General features: G+C 62.6%; 16 protein-coding genes. 7 read left to right on the plus strand and 9 right to left on the minus strand.

Annotation, left to right across the window (positions count from 1 at the left end; genetic code table 11):
- Positions 1 to 62 precede the first annotated feature (62 nt).
- Genes PGB28_RS09420 through PGB28_RS09430 form a run of 3 tightly spaced genes read right to left on the minus strand, consistent with a single transcriptional unit; the run spans position 63 to position 1,912 of the window.
- Positions 63 to 209 carry a DUF2256 domain-containing protein gene (locus PGB28_RS09420; protein WP_271421261.1) on the minus strand — a complete coding sequence of 49 codons (147 nt, stop codon included), beginning with the start codon at positions 207 to 209 and terminating at the stop codon, positions 63 to 65.
- A 3-nt stretch (positions 210 to 212) separates the two neighbouring features.
- Positions 213 to 1,706 (minus strand): FAD-binding domain-containing protein, encoded by a 1,494-nt coding sequence (locus PGB28_RS09425; protein WP_271421262.1) that lies wholly within the window; start codon positions 1,704 to 1,706, stop codon positions 213 to 215.
- 8 nt (positions 1,707 to 1,714) lie between these two features.
- Positions 1,715 to 1,912, minus strand: coding sequence for a hypothetical protein (locus PGB28_RS09430; RefSeq protein ID WP_271421263.1), 198 nt, complete (start codon positions 1,910 to 1,912; stop codon positions 1,715 to 1,717).
- Positions 1,913 to 2,039: 127 nt separating this feature from the next.
- On the opposite strand from PGB28_RS09430, the gene pepN reads away from it, so the two are divergent.
- From pepN to PGB28_RS09445, 3 genes are all read left to right on the plus strand, one after another.
- Complete coding sequence (gene pepN, locus PGB28_RS09435; RefSeq protein WP_271421264.1) at positions 2,040 to 4,607, plus strand: aminopeptidase N; 2,568 nt, start codon at positions 2,040 to 2,042, stop codon at positions 4,605 to 4,607.
- Entirely contained in the window at positions 4,604 to 5,035 is a 432-nt protein-coding gene (locus PGB28_RS09440; protein ID WP_271421265.1) for a hypothetical protein, read from the plus strand. Before pepN ends, PGB28_RS09440 begins: the two co-directional genes overlap by 4 nt.
- Before the next feature lie 92 nt (positions 5,036 to 5,127).
- Complete coding sequence (locus tag PGB28_RS09445) at positions 5,128 to 5,988, plus strand: 1-acyl-sn-glycerol-3-phosphate acyltransferase (protein WP_271421266.1); 861 nt, start codon at positions 5,128 to 5,130, stop codon at positions 5,986 to 5,988.
- Positions 5,989 to 6,008: 20 nt separating this feature from the next.
- Here the strand turns inward: PGB28_RS09445 and PGB28_RS09450 are convergent, their stop codons facing one another.
- Complete coding sequence (locus tag PGB28_RS09450; RefSeq protein ID WP_271421452.1) at positions 6,009 to 6,761, minus strand: SDR family NAD(P)-dependent oxidoreductase; 753 nt, start codon at positions 6,759 to 6,761, stop codon at positions 6,009 to 6,011.
- Between the two features lie 110 nt (positions 6,762 to 6,871).
- Between PGB28_RS09450 and PGB28_RS09455 the strand changes: the two genes are divergently transcribed.
- Complete coding sequence (locus PGB28_RS09455) at positions 6,872 to 7,321, plus strand: methyltransferase family protein (protein ID WP_271421267.1); 450 nt, start codon at positions 6,872 to 6,874, stop codon at positions 7,319 to 7,321.
- A gap of 4 nt (positions 7,322 to 7,325) precedes the next feature.
- On the opposite strand, the gene PGB28_RS09460 is transcribed toward PGB28_RS09455, so the two are convergent.
- On the minus strand, positions 7,326 to 7,844 hold the full coding sequence (locus PGB28_RS09460; protein ID WP_271421268.1) for a rhodanese-like domain-containing protein: 519 nt from the start codon (positions 7,842 to 7,844) through the stop codon (positions 7,326 to 7,328).
- Between the two features lie 324 nt (positions 7,845 to 8,168).
- Between PGB28_RS09460 and PGB28_RS09465 the strand changes: the two genes are divergently transcribed.
- The 3 genes from PGB28_RS09465 (at position 8,169) to PGB28_RS09475 (ending at position 12,748) form a co-directional block, all read left to right on the plus strand.
- Complete coding sequence (locus tag PGB28_RS09465; protein ID WP_271421269.1) at positions 8,169 to 9,743, plus strand: Re/Si-specific NAD(P)(+) transhydrogenase subunit alpha; 1,575 nt, start codon at positions 8,169 to 8,171, stop codon at positions 9,741 to 9,743.
- Positions 9,744 to 9,758: 15 nt separating this feature from the next.
- Positions 9,759 to 11,255 (plus strand): NAD(P)(+) transhydrogenase (Re/Si-specific) subunit beta, encoded by a 1,497-nt coding sequence (locus PGB28_RS09470; protein ID WP_271421270.1) that lies wholly within the window; start codon positions 9,759 to 9,761, stop codon positions 11,253 to 11,255.
- Between the two features lie 203 nt (positions 11,256 to 11,458).
- On the plus strand, positions 11,459 to 12,748 hold the full coding sequence (locus PGB28_RS09475; RefSeq protein WP_271421271.1) for a DUF3422 family protein: 1,290 nt from the start codon (positions 11,459 to 11,461) through the stop codon (positions 12,746 to 12,748).
- Here the strand turns inward: PGB28_RS09475 and PGB28_RS09480 are convergent.
- From PGB28_RS09480 to PGB28_RS09495, 4 genes are all read right to left on the minus strand, one after another.
- On the minus strand, positions 12,675 to 13,757 hold the full coding sequence (locus PGB28_RS09480; protein WP_271421272.1) for a YeeE/YedE family protein: 1,083 nt from the start codon (positions 13,755 to 13,757) through the stop codon (positions 12,675 to 12,677). The genes PGB28_RS09475 and PGB28_RS09480 overlap by 74 nt on opposite strands.
- A gap of 217 nt (positions 13,758 to 13,974) precedes the next feature.
- A complete protein-coding gene (locus PGB28_RS09485; RefSeq protein ID WP_271421273.1) occupies positions 13,975 to 14,937 on the minus strand; it encodes an ABC transporter permease in 963 nt (320 codons plus the stop codon).
- Positions 14,930 to 15,937 carry an ABC transporter permease gene (locus tag PGB28_RS09490; RefSeq protein WP_271421274.1) on the minus strand — a complete coding sequence of 336 codons (1,008 nt, stop codon included), beginning with the start codon at positions 15,935 to 15,937 and terminating at the stop codon, positions 14,930 to 14,932. The genes PGB28_RS09485 and PGB28_RS09490 overlap by 8 nt, the downstream gene beginning before the upstream one ends.
- A gap of 117 nt (positions 15,938 to 16,054) precedes the next feature.
- The gene (locus PGB28_RS09495) at positions 16,055 to 17,755 is read right to left on the minus strand and encodes a peptide ABC transporter substrate-binding protein (RefSeq protein ID WP_271421275.1); all 1,701 of its coding nucleotides are present in this window, start codon (positions 17,753 to 17,755) and stop codon (positions 16,055 to 16,057) included.
- Positions 17,756 to 17,937: the final 182 nt, after the last annotated feature.

The following is a 17,937-nucleotide window of genomic DNA, read 5'->3' on the forward strand; positions in this document are numbered from 1 at the left end:
AGTTAATAGTGTTTCAGGAAAATCCAAATAATCATCTGCGATTTCCGCAAATATCCCGATCATCAGGTTTTACGCGCGCGGCGGCAGCGCTCGGAGCAGTATTTCACCTCGTCCCAGGCCCGCGCCCATTTCCTGCGCCATGTAAAGGGCCTGCCACAGGTCACACAGGTCTTTTGCGGCAGATCGGATTTGCGGGTGGTTTTCGGCATGGCTCAGAGATCGAGGCTGAGCTGCTGCGGTCCGGGTCCCGGGACCTTGTCGCGGATGAACCGCCCGCTGCGGTCTTTGCGCGAGCCGTGCTTGTCCACCACCTTTGCCGCTGTTTCTTGAAATCCGACCTCGCGACGCACGGCCCAGATGGCGGCTCGGGCGTGACGGGCGGCGTCTTTCACATCCACCACCGGGGCGGGATAGGCGGCTTTTCCGTCCCAGAGCCATGGCTCCTGAAGGTATTTGTCCGGCACATTGCGCAATTCCGGCAGCCAGCGACGCGTGAACAGGCCTGCGGGGTCCTGATCATGCCCTTGCTTCACCGGGTTATAGATACGTGGGGTATTGATGCCCGTGGTGCCCGATTGCATCTGCACCTGCGACCAGTGAATGCCGGGCTCATAATCAGTGAACATGCGCGCCAGATGCAAACCGGTTTGCCGCCAGTCCAGCCAGAGGTGATAGGAGGCAAAACTCATCAGCATCGAGCGCATCCGGAAATTCAGCCAGCCCGTTGCGATCAGCGACCGCATGCAGGCATCGACAAAGGGAATGCCGGTCTCGCCCTGTTCCCAAGCTTGCCGCCGCGCGGGATCATCGCTGCGCAGTTCCTCATAGGCGGGATGCAGGCAGCGCGCTTCAAGCGCCGGTTCATCATCCAGCTTCTGCATGAAGTGATCACGCCAGGCGAGGCGCGACTGAAAGGATTTGAGCGAAGATGTCCAGCCATCGCGGGTGCCGCGCACCGCCCGTTGGCGTGCCGCTGTGGTATGGACCGCCTCGCGGATGCTCATCGTGCCAAAGGCGAAATGCGGCGACAGGCGGGAACAGGCCCCGGCCCCCTCCAGCGGCGAGGACATGGCGCGGCGATAGGTTTGTCCGCGTGTGGTCAGAAAGGAATGCAGCAGCGCGTCGGCGGCGCGGTGTCCGCCCGGTTGCGGGTCTGTCAAGCCGCAGTCCTCCAGCCCGAGAGCCGCAGCCATGGGCAGGGGATCGGAGGGCAGCGCAAGCGTGTCGAGCCGCTCCGGTGCGGGAAGCACCCCGCGCCCCATGAACGCGTCGCGGCCCGCCGCCCAGCGGTCGCGCGTGTCGAGCCGTCGGATCACGCCCGATTGCGGCAGTTCGGTCCAGTCGATCCCTGCGCCCCGTGCCCATGCCGCGACCGCCCTGTCGCGGGCAAAGGTCCAGCCATTGCCGGTTTCCTCATGGCTGATGAGCCGCGTGGCGCGGGTCTCGCGCGCGATCTGGTCCAGACAGGTCACCGCATCGCCCACCCGCAGGATCAATGTCCCGCCGCACCGGGCAATCGCATCACGCAGATCCCCAAGGCTTTCGCACAGGAACCGGTACTGCCGCCGCGATACATCGGGCAGCGCCCAGTAATCCGGCTCCACGATATAGATGCAGGCAATCGGGTCGCCCAAAGTCACGGCATGGCTGAGGGCCGGGTGATCGCGCAGCCGCAGGTCGCGCTTGAACCAGAGAAGCGTTGTCATTCGTGGCGTTATTCCCCGGCCACCGCGTCACCTGTGCGGCCATCGATCTGCGTCTCAGCGCCTTCCGGCCCGTCGGACTGGGCAAAGGCCCAGCCGAGAAAACCAATGAAAAGCCCCGCCGCCACGATCAGTGACAGCCGGATCCCGGTCAGCGCGGGCTTGTGGCGTTGTTTCTCCTTTTCAACATTCGTGTCGGGTGCGGACATGTCTCGCTCCTTTCAGCCAGTGTTTCTGCACCGGGATACCTTGTCGCCCCGGCGCTTGTTCCCTACGACTCTAGGCCAGAGCGCATGGATTTCCATGCAACCGCATTTCACGGACAGGATAGCTGCGATGAAAGATGCCGCGCCCAACGCGACCCCCGAGACGATCTATCTCAAGGATTACACGCCTTTTGGCTTTGTGGTGGAGGAGGTGCATCTGACCTTCCGGCTTGCGCCGCGCGCCACGCGGGTTCTGTCGCGTATCCGATTTGCGCCGAACCCCGAGGCGACCGATAGGACGTTTTTCCTACATGGCGAGGAGCTGCGGCTGATTTCCGCGAAAATCGACGGGCAGGAGGTCACACCCGAGGTGACGGACAAGGGCCTGACCTGCGCCGTTCCGGACGGCGCGTTTACCTGGGAGGCGGAGGTCGAGATCAGCCCCGAGACCAATACCGCGCTCGAAGGGCTCTACATGAGCAATGGCATGTATTGCACCCAATGCGAGGCCGAGGGCTTCCGCAAGATCACCTTCTACCCCGACCGCCCCGATGTGATGTCCACCTTTACCGTGCTCATCGAAGGCGATCTGCCTGTGCTTCTGTCCAACGGCAACAAGGCCGGGCAGGGGGAGGGTTGGGCCGAATGGCATGACCCATGGCCGAAACCCGCCTATCTTTTCGCGCTGGTGGCGGGCGATCTGGTGAACCATCCCGACCGCTTCACCACCCGCTCGGGCCGTGATGTGGAGCTGAATATCTGGGTGCGCGAGGGCGATCTGCACAAATGTGCCTTTGGCATGGAGGCGCTCAAGAAATCCATGAGATGGGACGAAGAGGTCTATGGCCGCGAATATGACCTCGACATCTTCAACATCGTCGCGGTGGATGATTTCAACATGGGCGCGATGGAAAACAAGGGGCTGAACATCTTCAACTCCTCCGCCGTGCTTGCCAGCCCCGACACCGCCACCGACATGAATTTCGAGCGGATCGAGGCGATCATCGCGCATGAGTATTTCCACAACTGGACCGGCAACCGCATCACCTGCCGCGACTGGTTCCAGCTGTGTCTCAAGGAGGGTCTGACGGTGTTCCGCGATGCGCAGTTCACGGCGGATATGCGCAGCGCCCCGGTCAAGCGGATCGACGATGCCCGCGACCTGCGCGCGCGCCAGTTCCCCGAGGATAACGGGCCGTTGTCGCACCCGGTTCGCCCCGACAGTTTTCAGGAGATCAACAACTTCTACACCGCAACCGTCTATGAAAAAGGTGCCGAGGTGATCGGCATGCTCAAGCGGCTGGTGGGGGACGCGGGCTATTACAAGGCGCTTGACCTCTATTTCGACCGCCATGACGGGCAGGCCTGCACCATCGAGGACTGGACCAAGGTGTTCGAGGATGTGACAGGCCGCGACCTGAGCCAATTCAAACGCTGGTACACGCAATCGGGCACGCCACGTATTTCCGTCGAAAATTCCTGGGCGGACGGCACCTATACGCTGACCTTCACGCAAGAGACCAGGCCCACCCCGGGGCAGCCCGACAAGGCCCCGCAGGTCATCCCGATTGCCGTTGGCCTGCTTGGCCCCAATGGCGACGAGGTGGTCCCGACCACGGTGCTTGAAATGACCGAGGCGCGGCAGAGCTTTACCTTTGACAAGCTCGCCGCCGAGCCGGTCCCGTCCATCCTGCGCGATTTCTCGGCCCCGGTAATCCTTGATCGGCAATTGTCAGCCGCTGAAAACGCCTTCCTGCTGGCCCATGACACCGATCCGTTCAACCGGTGGGAGGCGGGGCGCAACCTTGCCCGGGCGACATTGCTCGACATGGTCCGCGACGATGCGGCACCCGATGGCGATTATCTCGATGGGATCAAGGCCGTGCTGCGCGACCGTGATCTCGACCCGGCCTTCCGGGCACAGGTTCTGTCTCTGCCCGCGCAATCGGAAATCGCACAGGCGCTGCATGATGGCGACACCACCCCCGATCCGGAGGCCATATACGCCGCGCATGAGGGGCTGAAGCTGCGGTTGGCCGAACATTTGCAGGACCTGCTGCCCACGCTCTACGCCGAAAACCAGGTGGAGGGTCTCTATAGCCCCGAGGCCGGTCCTGCGGGCAAACGTGCACTTGCAGGCGCTGTGCTTGGCCTGATCTCGCGCGTCGATGGCGGGGCGCAGGCGGGCAAGCAATATGAAGCGGCTGACAACATGACCCTTCAGTTGTCGGCCCTTTCCAATCTGCTGACTGCGGGCAAGGGCGAGGCCGAGTTGCAGGCCTTTTATGACCAGTGGCACCATGACCGGCTGGTGATGGACAAGTGGTTCGGGCTTCAGGTGGGGCATGCAGCACCGGACAGGGCAGCGGAGATGGCGCGCAAGCTGACCGAGCATCCCGATTTCACCCTGACCAATCCCAACCGTTTCCGCGCGGTGATGGGAGCGCTGGGCATGAACCATGCCGGGTTCCACCATGCCAGCGGCGCGGGCTATGCGCTGATGGCGGACAAGCTGATTGAACTGGATGCCAGGAACCCGCAGACCACGGCGCGTATGTGCGCCATGTTCCAGACCTGGCGGCGCTATGATGCCGGGCGGCAGGCCCATGCGCGCGCTGCGCTGGAACGCATCGCAGGGACCGAGGGGCTGAGCCGCGATACGACCGAGATGGTCAGCCGCATGTTGGGGGATGCATGAGTGTCTACCGGTTCGAGGCCTCGGCGCGGGGACCGCGTGCGGTTTTGGGGCTCGCGCTGTGGTGGGCGGGGCTGCTGGCCGCCTACCTGATCTTTGACGCGACACTGTGGATCCTGCTGCCGCTGGCGCTGGCCTCGCTGCCCGCGCTTTACGAACTGGGCAAGGGCGCGCGCGCCACCCTGGAGATCGACAGCGACGAGTTCCGCTGGTCCTCCGGGCGGCGGCAGGGACGGATGCTCCGGTCCGAAGTGGATCGGGTGCGGCTGGATACCAAGCTGGACATGTCGCTGCGCATGTCACTGGTCACGCCTGAGGGTCGGAAAATCCGCCTGCCTTATGAATGTGTGCCGCCGCGCAAGGCGCTGGAGGAGGAACTGGACACGCGGGGGATTACCGTCGAGCGGCATCATTTCTCGCTCATGGGGTGAAATCGTCTCGGACATGATCAGGTTCCCGCCAATTGCAGCGTAAATCGCGGGAATGTCACGGTGCTGTTGCAGAGCCATGACGAAAAGGAGCCATGAGAGACCGTATTGCCCCCCTGATTCAGGAACGTGCCAACTGGCTGTTTGCCGACCGGCTGCCTGCGCGCCTGTCGCGCCGCGTACTCGACCGGGTGCTGAGCTATGAAGAGACGGTGGCGCTGGCCTCGGAGATGCGCGACTGGCCCAGCGCGCGGATCATGGACCGGATGGGGCGGCGTCTGGCACGACAGGTGACCTGTACCGGGCTGGATCATGTCCCGGCGACCGGTCCGGCGCTGATCGTGGCCAATCACCCGACCGGGATCGCTGACGGGATCATCCTGCACCGGTTGCTGGCCCCGCGCCGGCCGGATGCGTTCTTTTTTGCCAATGGCGATATCCTGCGTGTTCTGCCGCAGATGGAGGACATGATCGCCCCTGTCGAATGGCGCAAAGAAAAGCGCAGCCATGCCAAAACGCGCGCCACCATGGATTATATGCGGCGTGCGGTTGCCCGGGATCGGCTGGGCGTGATCTTTCCCTCCGGGCGGCTGGCCAAGCGGCGCGGGTTGTGTCTGCATGAAAGGCCATGGATGGCGTCCGCGGCGATGCTGGCCCGGAAATTCGATCTGCCGGTCATCTCGGTGCGCATGGAAGCGCGCAATTCGGCGCTGTTCCACCTGTTCGACGCGATCCATCCCAGCCTGCGGGACATCACCCTGTTCCACGAGACGCTGAACAAGCATCGCCAGCCCTATCGCGTGACCATCGGCGCGGCCATCGCGCCCGGTGACATCCCGGTGCGCCCGGAAGAGGGGATCGCCATGCTGCGCGCGGCGACCTTGTCACTGGCCGGGGGCAGCGGCGGCCGGGAACCTGCTGTGCCGTTGTTGCGGGGCAAGCTCATTCGCGCCTGATCTCTTTGGGGCCTGAACGGCTACATCTGCCCTCCCGCGATCTGGATGGTCTGGCCGTTCACGCTTTGCGACCCCGGCCCACATAACCAGAGCGCTGCGGCGCTGATTTCCTCGACCTCCAGCAATTTACGGTGCCGGTTGGCCTTGACCATGATTTGCAGCGCATCCTCGGCGCTCATGCCGGTGCGCTCTGAAATGCTTTCCTGATTGCGGGTGACGATATCGGTCGCCACATAGCCGGGGCAGAGCGCGTTGAACGTGTAGCCGGTGCCGAGATATTCCTCGCTCAGCGCCCGGATCAGCCCGATCAGCCCGTGTTTCGACGCGGTATAGGCGGGCGCGCCGCGCAACCCGCGCACCCCGGCGATGGAAGACACGGCAATCACACGGCCCCAGTCGGTTTCGCTCATCGAGGTCATGCATTCGCGGATGGTCAGGAACGCGCCATCGAGATTGGTCGCCATGGTACGGCGCCAGAACGCCAAATCCATCTTGCGCAGCGACAGCCCCTCGGCAATCCCGGCATTGGGCACACAGATCTGCACCGGGCCGCGCGCTGCCACCGCCGCCGCGACCCCGTCCACGACCGAGGCCTCCTCGGCCACGTCCATCACCAGCGGGTGCAGCCCGTTGCCCGCCACCTCTTCGAGCACCCCGGCCCGGCGTCCGGTGATGGTCACCTGCGCGCCTTGTTCGGCCAAGGCCCGCGCGATGGCCAGCCCGATGCCCGTTCCGCCGCCCGTGACCAGCGCATGTTTTCCGTCCAGCATGATGTCTCTCCTCCCGTTTGCGCCAGCCTTTCCAAAACGCGGCATTTTGACAAGCAGGCTTGCGCGCAACGTTCCGTCACAGCAAGTCTTGATGCAGTTCAGGAGACGTTGCGATGAAATGGATCGACATACCGCCCGTCTGGCTGGCCATGGCGCTGGCCGTGGCCTGGGTGCAAAGCGCACATTACGCCTACGGGCTCAGCTTTGGTGGGGCGTGGGCGGATTTCCTGGGCGGGCTGCTGGTGGGCGGCGGCGTGATCCTGATTGCCTTGGCCGCCTACGAGATGCGCCGCCACAAGACCACGATCATTCCCCATGAAACGCCCGCGCGGCTGGTGACCTCGGGCATTTTCAAACGCTCCCGCAACCCGATCTATCTGGGCGACGCGCTGATCCTGACGGGGTTGATCCTCTATTGGGACGCGGTTTTGTCGCTGCCGCTCATCCCGGTCTTTGTCTGGATCATCGAACGGCGCTTTGTCCTGCCCGAGGAAAAGCGCATGCGCCGCACCTTCCGCGCGGATTTCCACCGCTACACGGAACAGACGCGTCGCTGGCTGTGACCGGTCAGGGCAGCACTTTGCTCAGGCTGTCCCGGATATTTTCGCCTGTGCCCGCATAGACCGGAAGCCCGCGTTTCAACCAACCCGGCCCGTGGCGGCCGCCCACCATGCCTTCGCGCACATCGACCAGACCGGGAAATCCCTGCTGCGCCAGAAGCGTCGTGACGTGACCTGTACGGTTGCCGGTCCGGCAGATCAGCGCCATCGGTTTGTCCGGGTGGGTTTGGCGAAGCGTCACCAGCGTGTCGACAAAATCCTTGTGCGTCATGTCCAGCGGCACCGCGTGTTGTCCGATCCCGGTTTGCAGCCATTCTTCCGGTCTGCGGATATCGATCAGGATGATTTCGCCCGCCTCTGCCGCACGGTGCGCGACGTCCGGGCGCATATCGGCGACAGTCATCGCCTGCTGGGCATGTCCGGCCGTCACCGGTCCGATCACCAGCCCGACAGCCCCCCAGATGCAGGCGTGCAACGCCGTGCGGCGACTGGCCATGGAAAAAGGCGATACGCCATGTGGTTGCATGATTGACACTCCTGACATGCTGCGAACCCCTTCGCATACCGGACTATAATCGACAATATCGAGCAGACCAGTGGGTCAAGGCCCCTCCAGCATCACAGCACGGTGACCGGCATGTGCGGTAGCCTGGTTATTGCACAAGACCCGCGCGGTTCCGGCCCGTAGCTGCGGCGAAAACGCATCATGACCTTTGGTCGGGTTTAAATCCGACCGGGTCTGTGGTTTACAGCCAACGCTGTTTGTCGCGGCAGGGGTAAAGTCCAAGTACCGAAACGCGAATTAACGCCCATCAGGGGCGTAGGAATACCTGAGCAAAAGGGGACGAACGTGAAAATCGGGACACCAAAAGAGATTTACGAAGGGGAAGCGCGGGTCGCCATGACGCCTGACTCAGCGCGCCAGCTTCAGAAACTGGGCTATGACTGCCTGGTCGAAACCGGGGCAGGGGCCAAGGCCGGTTTCTCCGACGCCACCTATGAAGAGGCCGGTGTCACCGTTGTGGGTAGCGCCGCCGAGTTGTGGGCCGAGGCCAACATCATCGCCAAGGTGCGCCAGCCCTCGACCGAGGAACTGGGGTATCTTAGCGCTGACAAGACCTTGATTTCCTTCTTCAATCCCGCCGGGAACGAAGAAGGCATGGCCGCGGCCAAGGACAAGGGCGCGAATGTCATCGCCATGGAAATGGTGCCGCGTATCAGCCGCGCGCAGAAAATGGATGCCCTGTCGTCCATGGCCAATATCGCCGGTTACCGCGCGGTGATCGAGGCGGGCAACAATTTCGGCCGCTTCTTCACCGGGCAGGTCACGGCGGCGGGCAAGGTGCCCCCGGCCAAGGTTCTGGTCGTGGGTGCTGGTGTGGCGGGTCTTGCCGCGATCGGCACGTCCACGTCGCTGGGTGCGATCACGCTGGCCTTTGACGTGCGGCCCGAAGTGGCCGAACAGGTCGAATCGATGGGCGCGGAATTCGTCTATCTCGACTTTGAAGAAGAGCAGCAGGACGGCGCGGCCACCGGCGGCTACGCGAGCGTGCAGTCGGAAGAGTTCCGCAACGCGCAGCTGGCGAAGTTCCGCGAACTGGCCCCCGAGGTCGACATCGTGATCACCACCGCGCTGATCCCGAACCGCGAAGCGCCGGAGCTCTGGACCAAGGACATGGTCGAGGCGATGAAGCCCGGTTCCGTGATCGTGGACCTCGCGGCGGAAAAGGGCGGCAACTGCAAGCTGACCGTGGCCGACGAGAAGATCGTGACCGACAATGGCGTGACCATCATCGGCTATACCGACTTCCCCTCGCGCATGGCGACGCAGGCGTCGAACCTTTATTCGACCAATATCCGTCACATGATGACCGACCTGACCCCGGAAAAGGACGGTCAGATCGTGCACAACATGGAAGACGACGTGATCCGCGGCGCGACCGTGACCCATCAGGGCGAGATCACCTTCCCGCCTCCGCCGCCGAAAGTGGCCGCAATTGCGGCGCAAAAGCCGAAAGAGCCGGTCAAGGAACTGACCCCGGAAGAGCGCCGGGCGCAGGAAGTCGCCGCCTTCAAGGCGCAGACCAAGCAACAGGTCACGCTGCTCAGCATCGGCGCGCTGCTGGTGCTGGCCGTGGGCCTGATCGCGCCTGCCAGCTTCATGCAGCATTTCATCGTGTTCGTGCTGGCCGTGTTCATCGGCTTCCAGGTGATCTGGGGCGTGGCGCATTCGCTGCACACCCCGCTGATGGCTGTCACGAATGCGATCTCGTCGATCATCATCCTCGGTGCCCTGATCCAGATCGGATCAAGCTCCTTCCTCATTGCGCTTCTGGCGGCGTTGGGGATTTTCATGGCCGCGATCAACATCTTCGGCGGCTTCCTCGTGACACGGCGCATGCTCGCCATGTTCCAGAAATCGTAAAGGGAGGCCGGGAACATGGACTTCGGATTTACCATTGCGGCCTATGCGGTTGCGGGCGTTCTCTTCATCCTGTCGCTTGGCGGTCTGTCGGGGCAGGAAAGCGCGAAACGCGCGGTCTGGTACGGCATCGTCGGTATGGCGATTGCGGTTCTGGCCACGCTGATTGGCCCCGGTGCGGGGCTGTGGTGGCTGTCGATCATCCTGATCGCGCTGGGCGGTATCGTGGGTCACCAGCTGGCCACGCGGGTGCAGATGACCCAGATGCCCGAGCTTGTGGCGATCATGCACTCGCTCGTCGGTCTGGCGGCGGTCTTCGTGGGCTTCAACGCCGACCTGATGATCAACAACATCTCCGGCATCTACGAGGCCAACGGCCTTGTGCTGGGCGCGGTTGAAGACGGTGGCTACAAGGCCATCGGCCTGCCGAAAGAGATCAATGACGGGCTCTCCGCCTTTGGTCAGCTGATCGCCAAGAAAACCGGTGTCGAGATCGGCATTCTGCGGGTCGAACTGGTGCTGGGCATCTGGATCGGGGCGGTGACCTTTACCGGGTCGGTGATTGCCTATGGCAAGCTGGCGGGCAAGGTGAACAGCACGGCACAGAAACTGCCGGGCGGTCACATCCTGAACGCCGGTGCGGCGATTGCCTCGCTGGTACTTGCCATCATGTACCTGTCTGGTGCAGGCAGCTGGACGCTGGTTCTGTTGACCATCCTGGCGCTGTTCATCGGCTACCACCTGATCATGGGCATCGGCGGTGCCGACATGCCGGTGGTGGTCTCGATGCTCAACTCCTATTCGGGCTGGGCAGCGGCGGCCATTGGCTTCTCGCTGGGCAACGACCTGCTGATCGTGGTTGGCGCATTGGTGGGCTCCTCCGGTGCGATCCTGTCCTACATCATGTGCAAGGCGATGAACCGGTCGTTCATCTCGGTGATCCTCGGCGGCTTTGGTGGCCCCGCAGGTGAGCAGATGGCGGTCGAGGGTGAGCAGGTGGCGATTGACGCCGATGGCGTGGCCACGGCGCTCAACGAGGCCGACAGCGTCATCCTGATCCCGGGTTACGGCATGGCCGTGGCACAGGCGCAGGGCGCGGTGTCGGAACTGGTCTCCAAGCTGCGGGCCAAGGGCAAGAATGTGCGTTTCGCCATTCACCCCGTTGCTGGCCGTCTGCCTGGGCACATGAACGTGCTGCTGGCCGAGGCCAAGGTGCCTTATGACATCGTGATGGAGATGGACGAGATCAATGACGACTTCCCGGAGACGGATGTGGCCATCGTGATCGGGTCCAACGACATCGTGAACCCGGCTGCACAGGACGACCCCAACAGCCCCATCGCCGGTATGCCGGTTCTGGAATGCTGGAAGGCGAAACAGGTGTTTGTCTCCAAGCGGGGTCAGGGTGCGGGCTATTCCGGCATCGAGAACCCGCTGTTCTTCAAGGACAACACGCGGATGTTCTATGGCGATGCGAAAGACAGCATCAACAAGCTGCTGCCGCTGATCGATTAAACACAGTGGGCAGAACGGCCCACCCTACGAAAATAGCCCCTCTCCGGAGCGATCCGGGGAGGGGTTTTTCGTTTCAAACCGGGTATTTGGCAGCGTTGTATACCGTTGCATTCATCTAACTTATTGAAAAACATGAATTTTACTGTTTCGCTTGGCCGAAAATCACAGTAGGTTGCGCCACACCACGTCCCATAGGTTTCCCGATGTCCCAAATCACGGATCACGCCCTTCGCTACCGGCTTACCAACGAGCTTCATGCGCGCCCCTTTCCGCGTGCCAAGGCACCGGGCAGGGCGGTTTATCTGGTTGTGAAGAAACCGGAAAACGCAGTTGCACGGGACAGGGACGCGGATCTGGCGCATCTGATCGACCTGCTGGACCGCTACGGCGCGCCGCATCCGCAGCCCGGGGCGACGCATTATTCGGGCCAGGTCGGTAAGCATGGGCTGAAATGGGAAAGCCATACCGAGGTGGTGACCTATACGGTGCTCATGGATGGCCCGGGCGAACGCCCGTTCGATCCCGGCGATTTCTCGGTCTTTCCCAAGGACTGGCTGGCCAAGGCGCCGGGGCAGCGGCTCAGTTCCGCCCTGATCCGGATCGAGCCGCAACCGGATCCCGACACGCTGCGCGCCCAGCTCAGCGAATGGTTTGTCCCCGAAAGCCTCGCCGTATCTCACGTACTCGAAGAGGCGGCGATCGTCGGGGGCGATTTTCGCATTGATCCGGCGGGTCACACCCGCTTCGTGCTCTACCCGACCGAGGCCACAGGTCCAAGCCGCATCGGGCGGGTCCTGCAACGGATCTGCGAGATCGAGCTCTACAAGACCCTGTCGATGTTGGGCTTTGCCCGGGCGCGCGATCTGGGAGCAGAGCTGGGGCCGTTGGACACGCGGGTCAGCGCGCTTGTGGCCCAGATGGGCGATGACAGCCGCCCAGCCGAGGAAACGCTTGAGGCGCTGCTGGCGATTTCGGCCGAGCTGGAGGCGCTCTCCGCAGAAGCTTCGTTCCGGTTCGGCGCAACTGCCGCCTATGAGGCGATTGTGTTGCAACGGATCGAGATGCTGCGCGAAAGCCATTTCAACGGGCGGCAATCGCTGCATGAGTTCATGATCCGTCGCTATGACCCCGCCATGCGCACGGTGAAATCGACCGAGGCGCGTCTGGCGACCCTGTCAAACCGGGCGATGCGGGCGGGCGAACTGTTGCGCACGCGGGTCGAGGTGGAGCGTTCGGCGCAGAACCAGGGGCTGCTTGAGGCGATGAACAAGCGCGCGGAGTTGCAGCTGCGCCTACAAGAGACGGTCGAGGGGCTGTCCGTTGTGGCGATCAGCTATTACGCCGTGTCGTTGGCAGGCTACATGGCCTATCCGTTCGGAAAGGCCATGGGGCTGAGCAAGGAATGGGTACTGGCCGGGCTTACTCTGCCGGTAGTACTGCTGGTGTGGTTTGGCCTGCGTCGGATGAAGAGGCGCCTTGGCGCTGACCACTGAGCAGGGCGTTCATCACCAGCGCGCCCACGGCGATGGACGCGAGCGCAAGGATCGCGGCGATGGAGAGCGTCGGCACGCCGGCCAGACCCGCGCCCACGGTGCAGCCACCGGCCAGGACACCGCCCACACCCATCAGCGCGGCACCCGAGATGTAGCGACCGGTCTCGCGCGGGGAGGAAAAGCTCTGCCACCGGAAACTGCCGAATAGCAGCGCGGCAATGAGTGCACCGGCAAAGACACCGCCCAGCAGTCCGACGCCAAAGCCCGGCTCGATCGCGGTGCTGGCCACGGTCCAGAACAGCGTCTCTGTCATCGGTGCAGTGAAGGACAGGCTTTCCAGCGCGATGGGATCGAAATCGTCATAGAGCACGAAACCGGTGCCAACCCATGCGGCCGGCACCAAGAGCCCGATCAGCGCGGCCATGACCAGCGTCGTAACCCGGTTGCCGGAGCGCAGCGCAAACGCCAGAGCCGCAGCAGCCAGAAGCCCGGTCCAGACCAGCGCACCGCCGGGCAGGGCGGCCAGCGAGGTGGTCTCACCCAAGGACACGGTCACATCCGCAAGGGCCGTGCGCAGCGGGGCAAGCACCCCCTTGAGCGTGGCATGGGCCACCACGGCAAAGACCATGAGAACGGTCAGCGCACGCAGATTGCCCGACGCCCCCAGCACGCTCAGCCGCGAGACACAGCCCCGCGTCAGCACCATGCCGGCACCAAAGGCCAGACCGCCCAGAACGATGGCCAGCACAGGCAGGCTTTCTGTCATGAAGCGGTGCGCGTCAAAACTGATATACCCAAGTGATACTGCGGCTTGCGTCCCGATCAGCGCCACGGCCAGCGCCATGAACCAGACACCCGCCGCCGACTTGCGGTCTTCGCCCACGATGGCGCGGCGGAAACAGAATTTCGTGCGCTCCGCAAGAAAGCCAAAACCCAGGCCCAGCAGAAGGGCAAGGATCACACTGGCCTGTCTCGCGGTGGTGTCTTCGAAACCGAATTGTTCGAACATGGGGGCAGTCTCCGGGTTTGAGGTTGCCATCTGATGTAGTCAGATTGTTCCGGTTTCAAGTTTGAAACCCTGGCCTTATTAGAGGTTGCCTGGGACAAAAACTCCCGCTTTGGGAAATCAGAAGAACAAGCGTTCCGAAAACGCAAAAGCGGCCCTCACCGGGTTCGCCGCGTGAGGGCCGCTTGGAATGGCCGATCTTATTTTGCCGCGCGCGCCGTCAGCGCCCGCGAATACGCGGGTCAAGCGCATCGCGCAGCCCGTCGCCAAGGTAGTTCACCGACAGCACCGTGAGCGAGATCATGATTCCCGGCCAGATCGAACGTTCCGGATAGCTCACCAGCCGGTCCACCCCATCGTTCAGCAGGCGACCCCAGGTGGGGAAATCCGGCGGGAAGCCGAAGCCAAGGAAGGACAGCGCAGATTCCGTGATGATCGCCGTCGCGATACCCAGCGTTGCGGACACAAGGATCGGCGACAGGATATTGGGCAGCATGTGGCGGGTGATCAGCTTGGTGTTCGTGGTGCCGATGGATCGCGCGGCCAAAACAAACTCCCGTTCTTTCAGCGCCAGCACATCACCGCGCACGATGCGTGCAGTCTGCATCCACGAGGTGATCCCGATCAGGGCCACGATGAGGATAAAGACCCCGCCCTCGGCTCCGAACACGGCCGCCAGCGGATCGCGGAACAAGAGCGACGCGACGAGGATCAAGGGCAGAAGGGGCAGGGCAAGGAACAGGTCGGTCAGCCGCATCAGCGGTCCGTCCGCCTTGCGGAAATACCCCGCCAGAACGCCCACCAGCGTGCCAAGGAACAGCGACAGCAGCATCGCGGTCAGCCCCACGGCAATCGACACCTGCCCGCCAAAGAGCAGCCGCGCCAGCGTATCACGGCCAAGGTTGTCGGTGCCCAAGGGGTGCGCCCAGTTCACCTTGGCGTCCGGCTCCCACAGCGCCACGTAAATGGGCCGCGTGTCGCGCAGATTGATGAAGTCCCGCCCTTGCGGCAGGAATTGCGGATCCACATGCCAGATCCACGGACCCACATAGACACCCAGCACGATCAAGAGCAGCACAATCGCCCCGAACATCGCGCCATGGTGGGAGCGGAACTGGATCCAGACATCGCGCCATTGGCTGCGCGGGGCGGTTTGCGGCTCGGAATTGGAGAGATCAGTCATAGCGGATCCTCGGGTCAAGAATGCCGTAGAGCACATCGGCGATCAGGTTGAACATCACGATCAGCACGGCAAAGACAAAGGTCAGCGTCTGCACCATCGGCAGGTCATTGGCCTCGATCGAGCCAATCAGCAGCTGGCCGATGCCGTTCACCTTGAACACCTGTTCGGTGATGATGGCACCGCCAAAGATCGACGGCACACCCAGTGCGATCACCGTGACAACCGGGATCATCGAGTTGCGCAGCACATGGGTCAGCACCACGGTGCGTTCGCCCAGCCCCTTGGCGCGGGCGGTGCGCACATAGTCCTGATTGAGATTGTCCAGCATCGAGGCGCGCATGAAGCGGCTGAGCTGGGCGGTGATCTGCAAGGCCAGCACCATGACCGGCATGATCATCTGTTGCAGCTGAACCTTGAAGCTGGCCCAGTCCGTGACCTCGTGTGTGGTGTCATAGATCGACGGGAACCAGCCAAGCTGGACCGAGAAGATCACGATCACCAGAACGCCGGAAAAGAAGGGCGGGATGGAAAAGCCCACCATGGACACAAAGGTCCCTGCCTGATCGAACCAGCTATATTGGCGATAGGCGGAATAGATGCCGATGGGCATGGCGATGATGATCGCCACCACATAGGCCGTACCCACAACCCAGAGCGTCTGGGGGATACGCTGGATGACGATATCCATCACCGGCGAACGGGTCTGCCAGGAGATCACGCGCAGATCGCCTTCGGAGAATGTGGTGCCGAACATGTAGTCGATCAGCACCTGCGGCTCGATCCAGAAGAACTGCACCAGCCATTTCCAGAAACGGATATGCATCGGCTCGCCAAGACCCAGCGCCTCGCGCATCTTTTCCTTGACCTCCGGCGGCACGGTCAGCGGCACCTGCGCCATCGGGTCGCCCGGGGCCAGCTCCAGCAGCAGGAAGATGACCAGCGAAATGAAAAGAAGCGTTGGAACCGACAGGATCAGTCTGCGGATCGTGAATGTGAGCATGTCCGGGTCTGCCCGTCTTCAGGGGAGCGTCATCGGCGGGACGCGCTCCGTTGTGATTGTGGCATGTATGGGGTGGCATGGCGGGATGGCCCCGCCATGCCTGGTCCTGTTCGGATCTTATTCGTCGATCCGGTGCCAGTCGGCCACGTTCCACAGCTCGCTGTCCCAGACATTGAGCACAACGCCGCCAAGGCTGTTGGCATGGGCCGACAGACGACCACGGTGGACCAGCGGGATCATCATGCCGTTTTCAATCGCCATGTCATTGAGTTGCTTGCCGATTTCTGCGCGCGCATTGATGTCAGCGGTCTGTGTCAACTGCTGGTGCAGTGCGTCGAACTCTTCCATGCAGAAGCGGCTCACGTTCTGGCCCTGCCACTGGCTGTCCGGGGTTGGGGCCTCGTCACACAGCCCGTTGCCGAGATAGGCCTGCGGGTCGGTGCCGTTGAAAGTGTTGGCGTACATTTCCACGTCCGCATAGAACTTCTGGAACGTGTCGGGCGACCCCGGGTCACCGCCAAAGAAGACCGACGCGTTGATGTTGCGCAGCTCGGTTTCGATACCGATCTCGCTCCACCACTGCTTGATCAGCGCCTGGAAGTCCTGACGCACGGCGTTGGTCGAGGTCTGGTACAGGATCGAAAGCGGCACGCCGTCCTTTTCACGGATGCCATCACCATCGGTATCCACAATGCCTGCGGCATCGAGCATGGCATTTGCACCCGCGATGTCCTGCGTCCCACAATCGAAGCTGTCCGAATTGTAGATCGCCGGGGCCGGAACCCAGTTACAGGTTACCTTGCCCGCCTGACCGTAGCCGATTTCAACCAGAAGCGGACGGTCAATGGCCATGGACATGGCTTTGTATACCGCCGGATCCTGAAGGAACGGATGCGGACGGATCACCGCGCGCTCATCCGAGCCCAGTGCCGGATCGGGGTTGGTGTGGTTGAGCATGATGCGCTCCATCAGCGGGCCAAAGCCTGCGACGGGCGTGCCTTTGCCGCCTTCCTGCATCTTGGCGATGACGTCGGGCGCCAGCTGCAGGTTCCAGGCATAGTCGAACTCGCCGGTTTCCATCACGGCGCGGCCCGCTGCGGTTGCATCGCCGCCACCCTTGAACAGCACCTTGGCAAAGGCCGGTTTGTTCGGGTCGCGGTAGTTCGGGTTGGCTTCCATGGTGATCACGTCATTGGGACGGAACTCTGTCACCACGAAGGGGCCGGTACCGATCGGGCCAAAGTTGGCCTCGGTGCATTCCGGTGCCTTGGCACCAAGACAGTCGGCAAACTGTGCTTGCTGGATGATCGGGCTTTCGCCGCCCACAAAGGGACCATAAGGGAACGGGGTCGGCTTGTCGAAATTGACGACGACGGTCAGATCGTCCGGCGTGTCGATGCTTTCAACATTCTCGAATTTCGGGGTCTGTGCACAGCCGCCTTCGGGGTGCATGCAGTATTCCGCGGTGAATTTCACATCCGCCGAGGTAAAGGGCGTGCCATCCGACCAAGTAATGCCGGGGGTGATCTTCCATGTGATCGAGGTCAGGTCTTCACTCACGCCGCCATTTTCGACGGTGGGGACCTCATCGACCAGCCACGGCACCAGCGCACCGGTCTCGTTGTAGCGTGCCAGCGGCTCGATGATCATCGACGCGCTCTCGATATCCTTGGTGCCCGAGGATAGGAACGGGTTTAGGATAGAGGGCGCCTGCCAATAGATGATGCGCACTTCGCCGTCGCTGCCGCGTTCGGCCATGGCCGCCGGGGCCAATGCAAAAGAGGCTGCCGCCCCCAGTAGAAGGGATTTCAGTTTCATTACTCTCTCCATGTTGGACCGGGTGGTCCCGCGGTTTTTGCCCGCGGTGACACGGGTCGTTTTTATGGTGCTCAAGGGATTGGCAGCATGCTTCCCATGCCATGCTCACCCCCAGCGCATGCAGCCATCGAAACAGAACCAGCCAAAATTGCAAGCATTCTCGTTACGGAAAGTGCCTGTCG

Origin of the sequence: Primorskyibacter aestuariivivens, assembly GCF_028023675.1 — a bacterium.
Taxonomy (GTDB): domain Bacteria; phylum Pseudomonadota; class Alphaproteobacteria; order Rhodobacterales; family Rhodobacteraceae; genus Marinovum; species Marinovum aestuariivivens.

Coding starts and splice junctions, on each gene's coding strand:
- PGB28_RS09420 (WP_271421261.1), bottom strand. CDS start 209: ATGCCGAAAACCACCCGCAAATCCGATCTGCCGCAAAAGACCTGTGTG.
- PGB28_RS09425 (WP_271421262.1), bottom strand. CDS start 1,706: ATGACAACGCTTCTCTGGTTCAAGCGCGACCTGCGGCTGCGCGATCAC.
- PGB28_RS09430 (WP_271421263.1), bottom strand. CDS start 1,912: ATGTCCGCACCCGACACGAATGTTGAAAAGGAGAAACAACGCCACAAG.
- pepN (WP_271421264.1), top strand. CDS start 2,040: ATGAAAGATGCCGCGCCCAACGCGACCCCCGAGACGATCTATCTCAAG.
- PGB28_RS09440 (WP_271421265.1), top strand. CDS start 4,604: ATGAGTGTCTACCGGTTCGAGGCCTCGGCGCGGGGACCGCGTGCGGTT.
- PGB28_RS09445 (WP_271421266.1), top strand. CDS start 5,128: ATGAGAGACCGTATTGCCCCCCTGATTCAGGAACGTGCCAACTGGCTG.
- PGB28_RS09455 (WP_271421267.1), top strand. CDS start 6,872: ATGAAATGGATCGACATACCGCCCGTCTGGCTGGCCATGGCGCTGGCC.
- PGB28_RS09460 (WP_271421268.1), bottom strand. CDS start 7,844: ATGCAACCACATGGCGTATCGCCTTTTTCCATGGCCAGTCGCCGCACG.
- PGB28_RS09470 (WP_271421270.1), top strand. CDS start 9,759: ATGGACTTCGGATTTACCATTGCGGCCTATGCGGTTGCGGGCGTTCTC.
- PGB28_RS09475 (WP_271421271.1), top strand. CDS start 11,459: ATGTCCCAAATCACGGATCACGCCCTTCGCTACCGGCTTACCAACGAG.
- PGB28_RS09480 (WP_271421272.1), bottom strand. CDS start 13,757: ATGTTCGAACAATTCGGTTTCGAAGACACCACCGCGAGACAGGCCAGT.
- PGB28_RS09485 (WP_271421273.1), bottom strand. CDS start 14,937: ATGACTGATCTCTCCAATTCCGAGCCGCAAACCGCCCCGCGCAGCCAA.
- PGB28_RS09490 (WP_271421274.1), bottom strand. CDS start 15,937: ATGCTCACATTCACGATCCGCAGACTGATCCTGTCGGTTCCAACGCTT.
- PGB28_RS09495 (WP_271421275.1), bottom strand. CDS start 17,755: ATGAAACTGAAATCCCTTCTACTGGGGGCGGCAGCCTCTTTTGCATTG.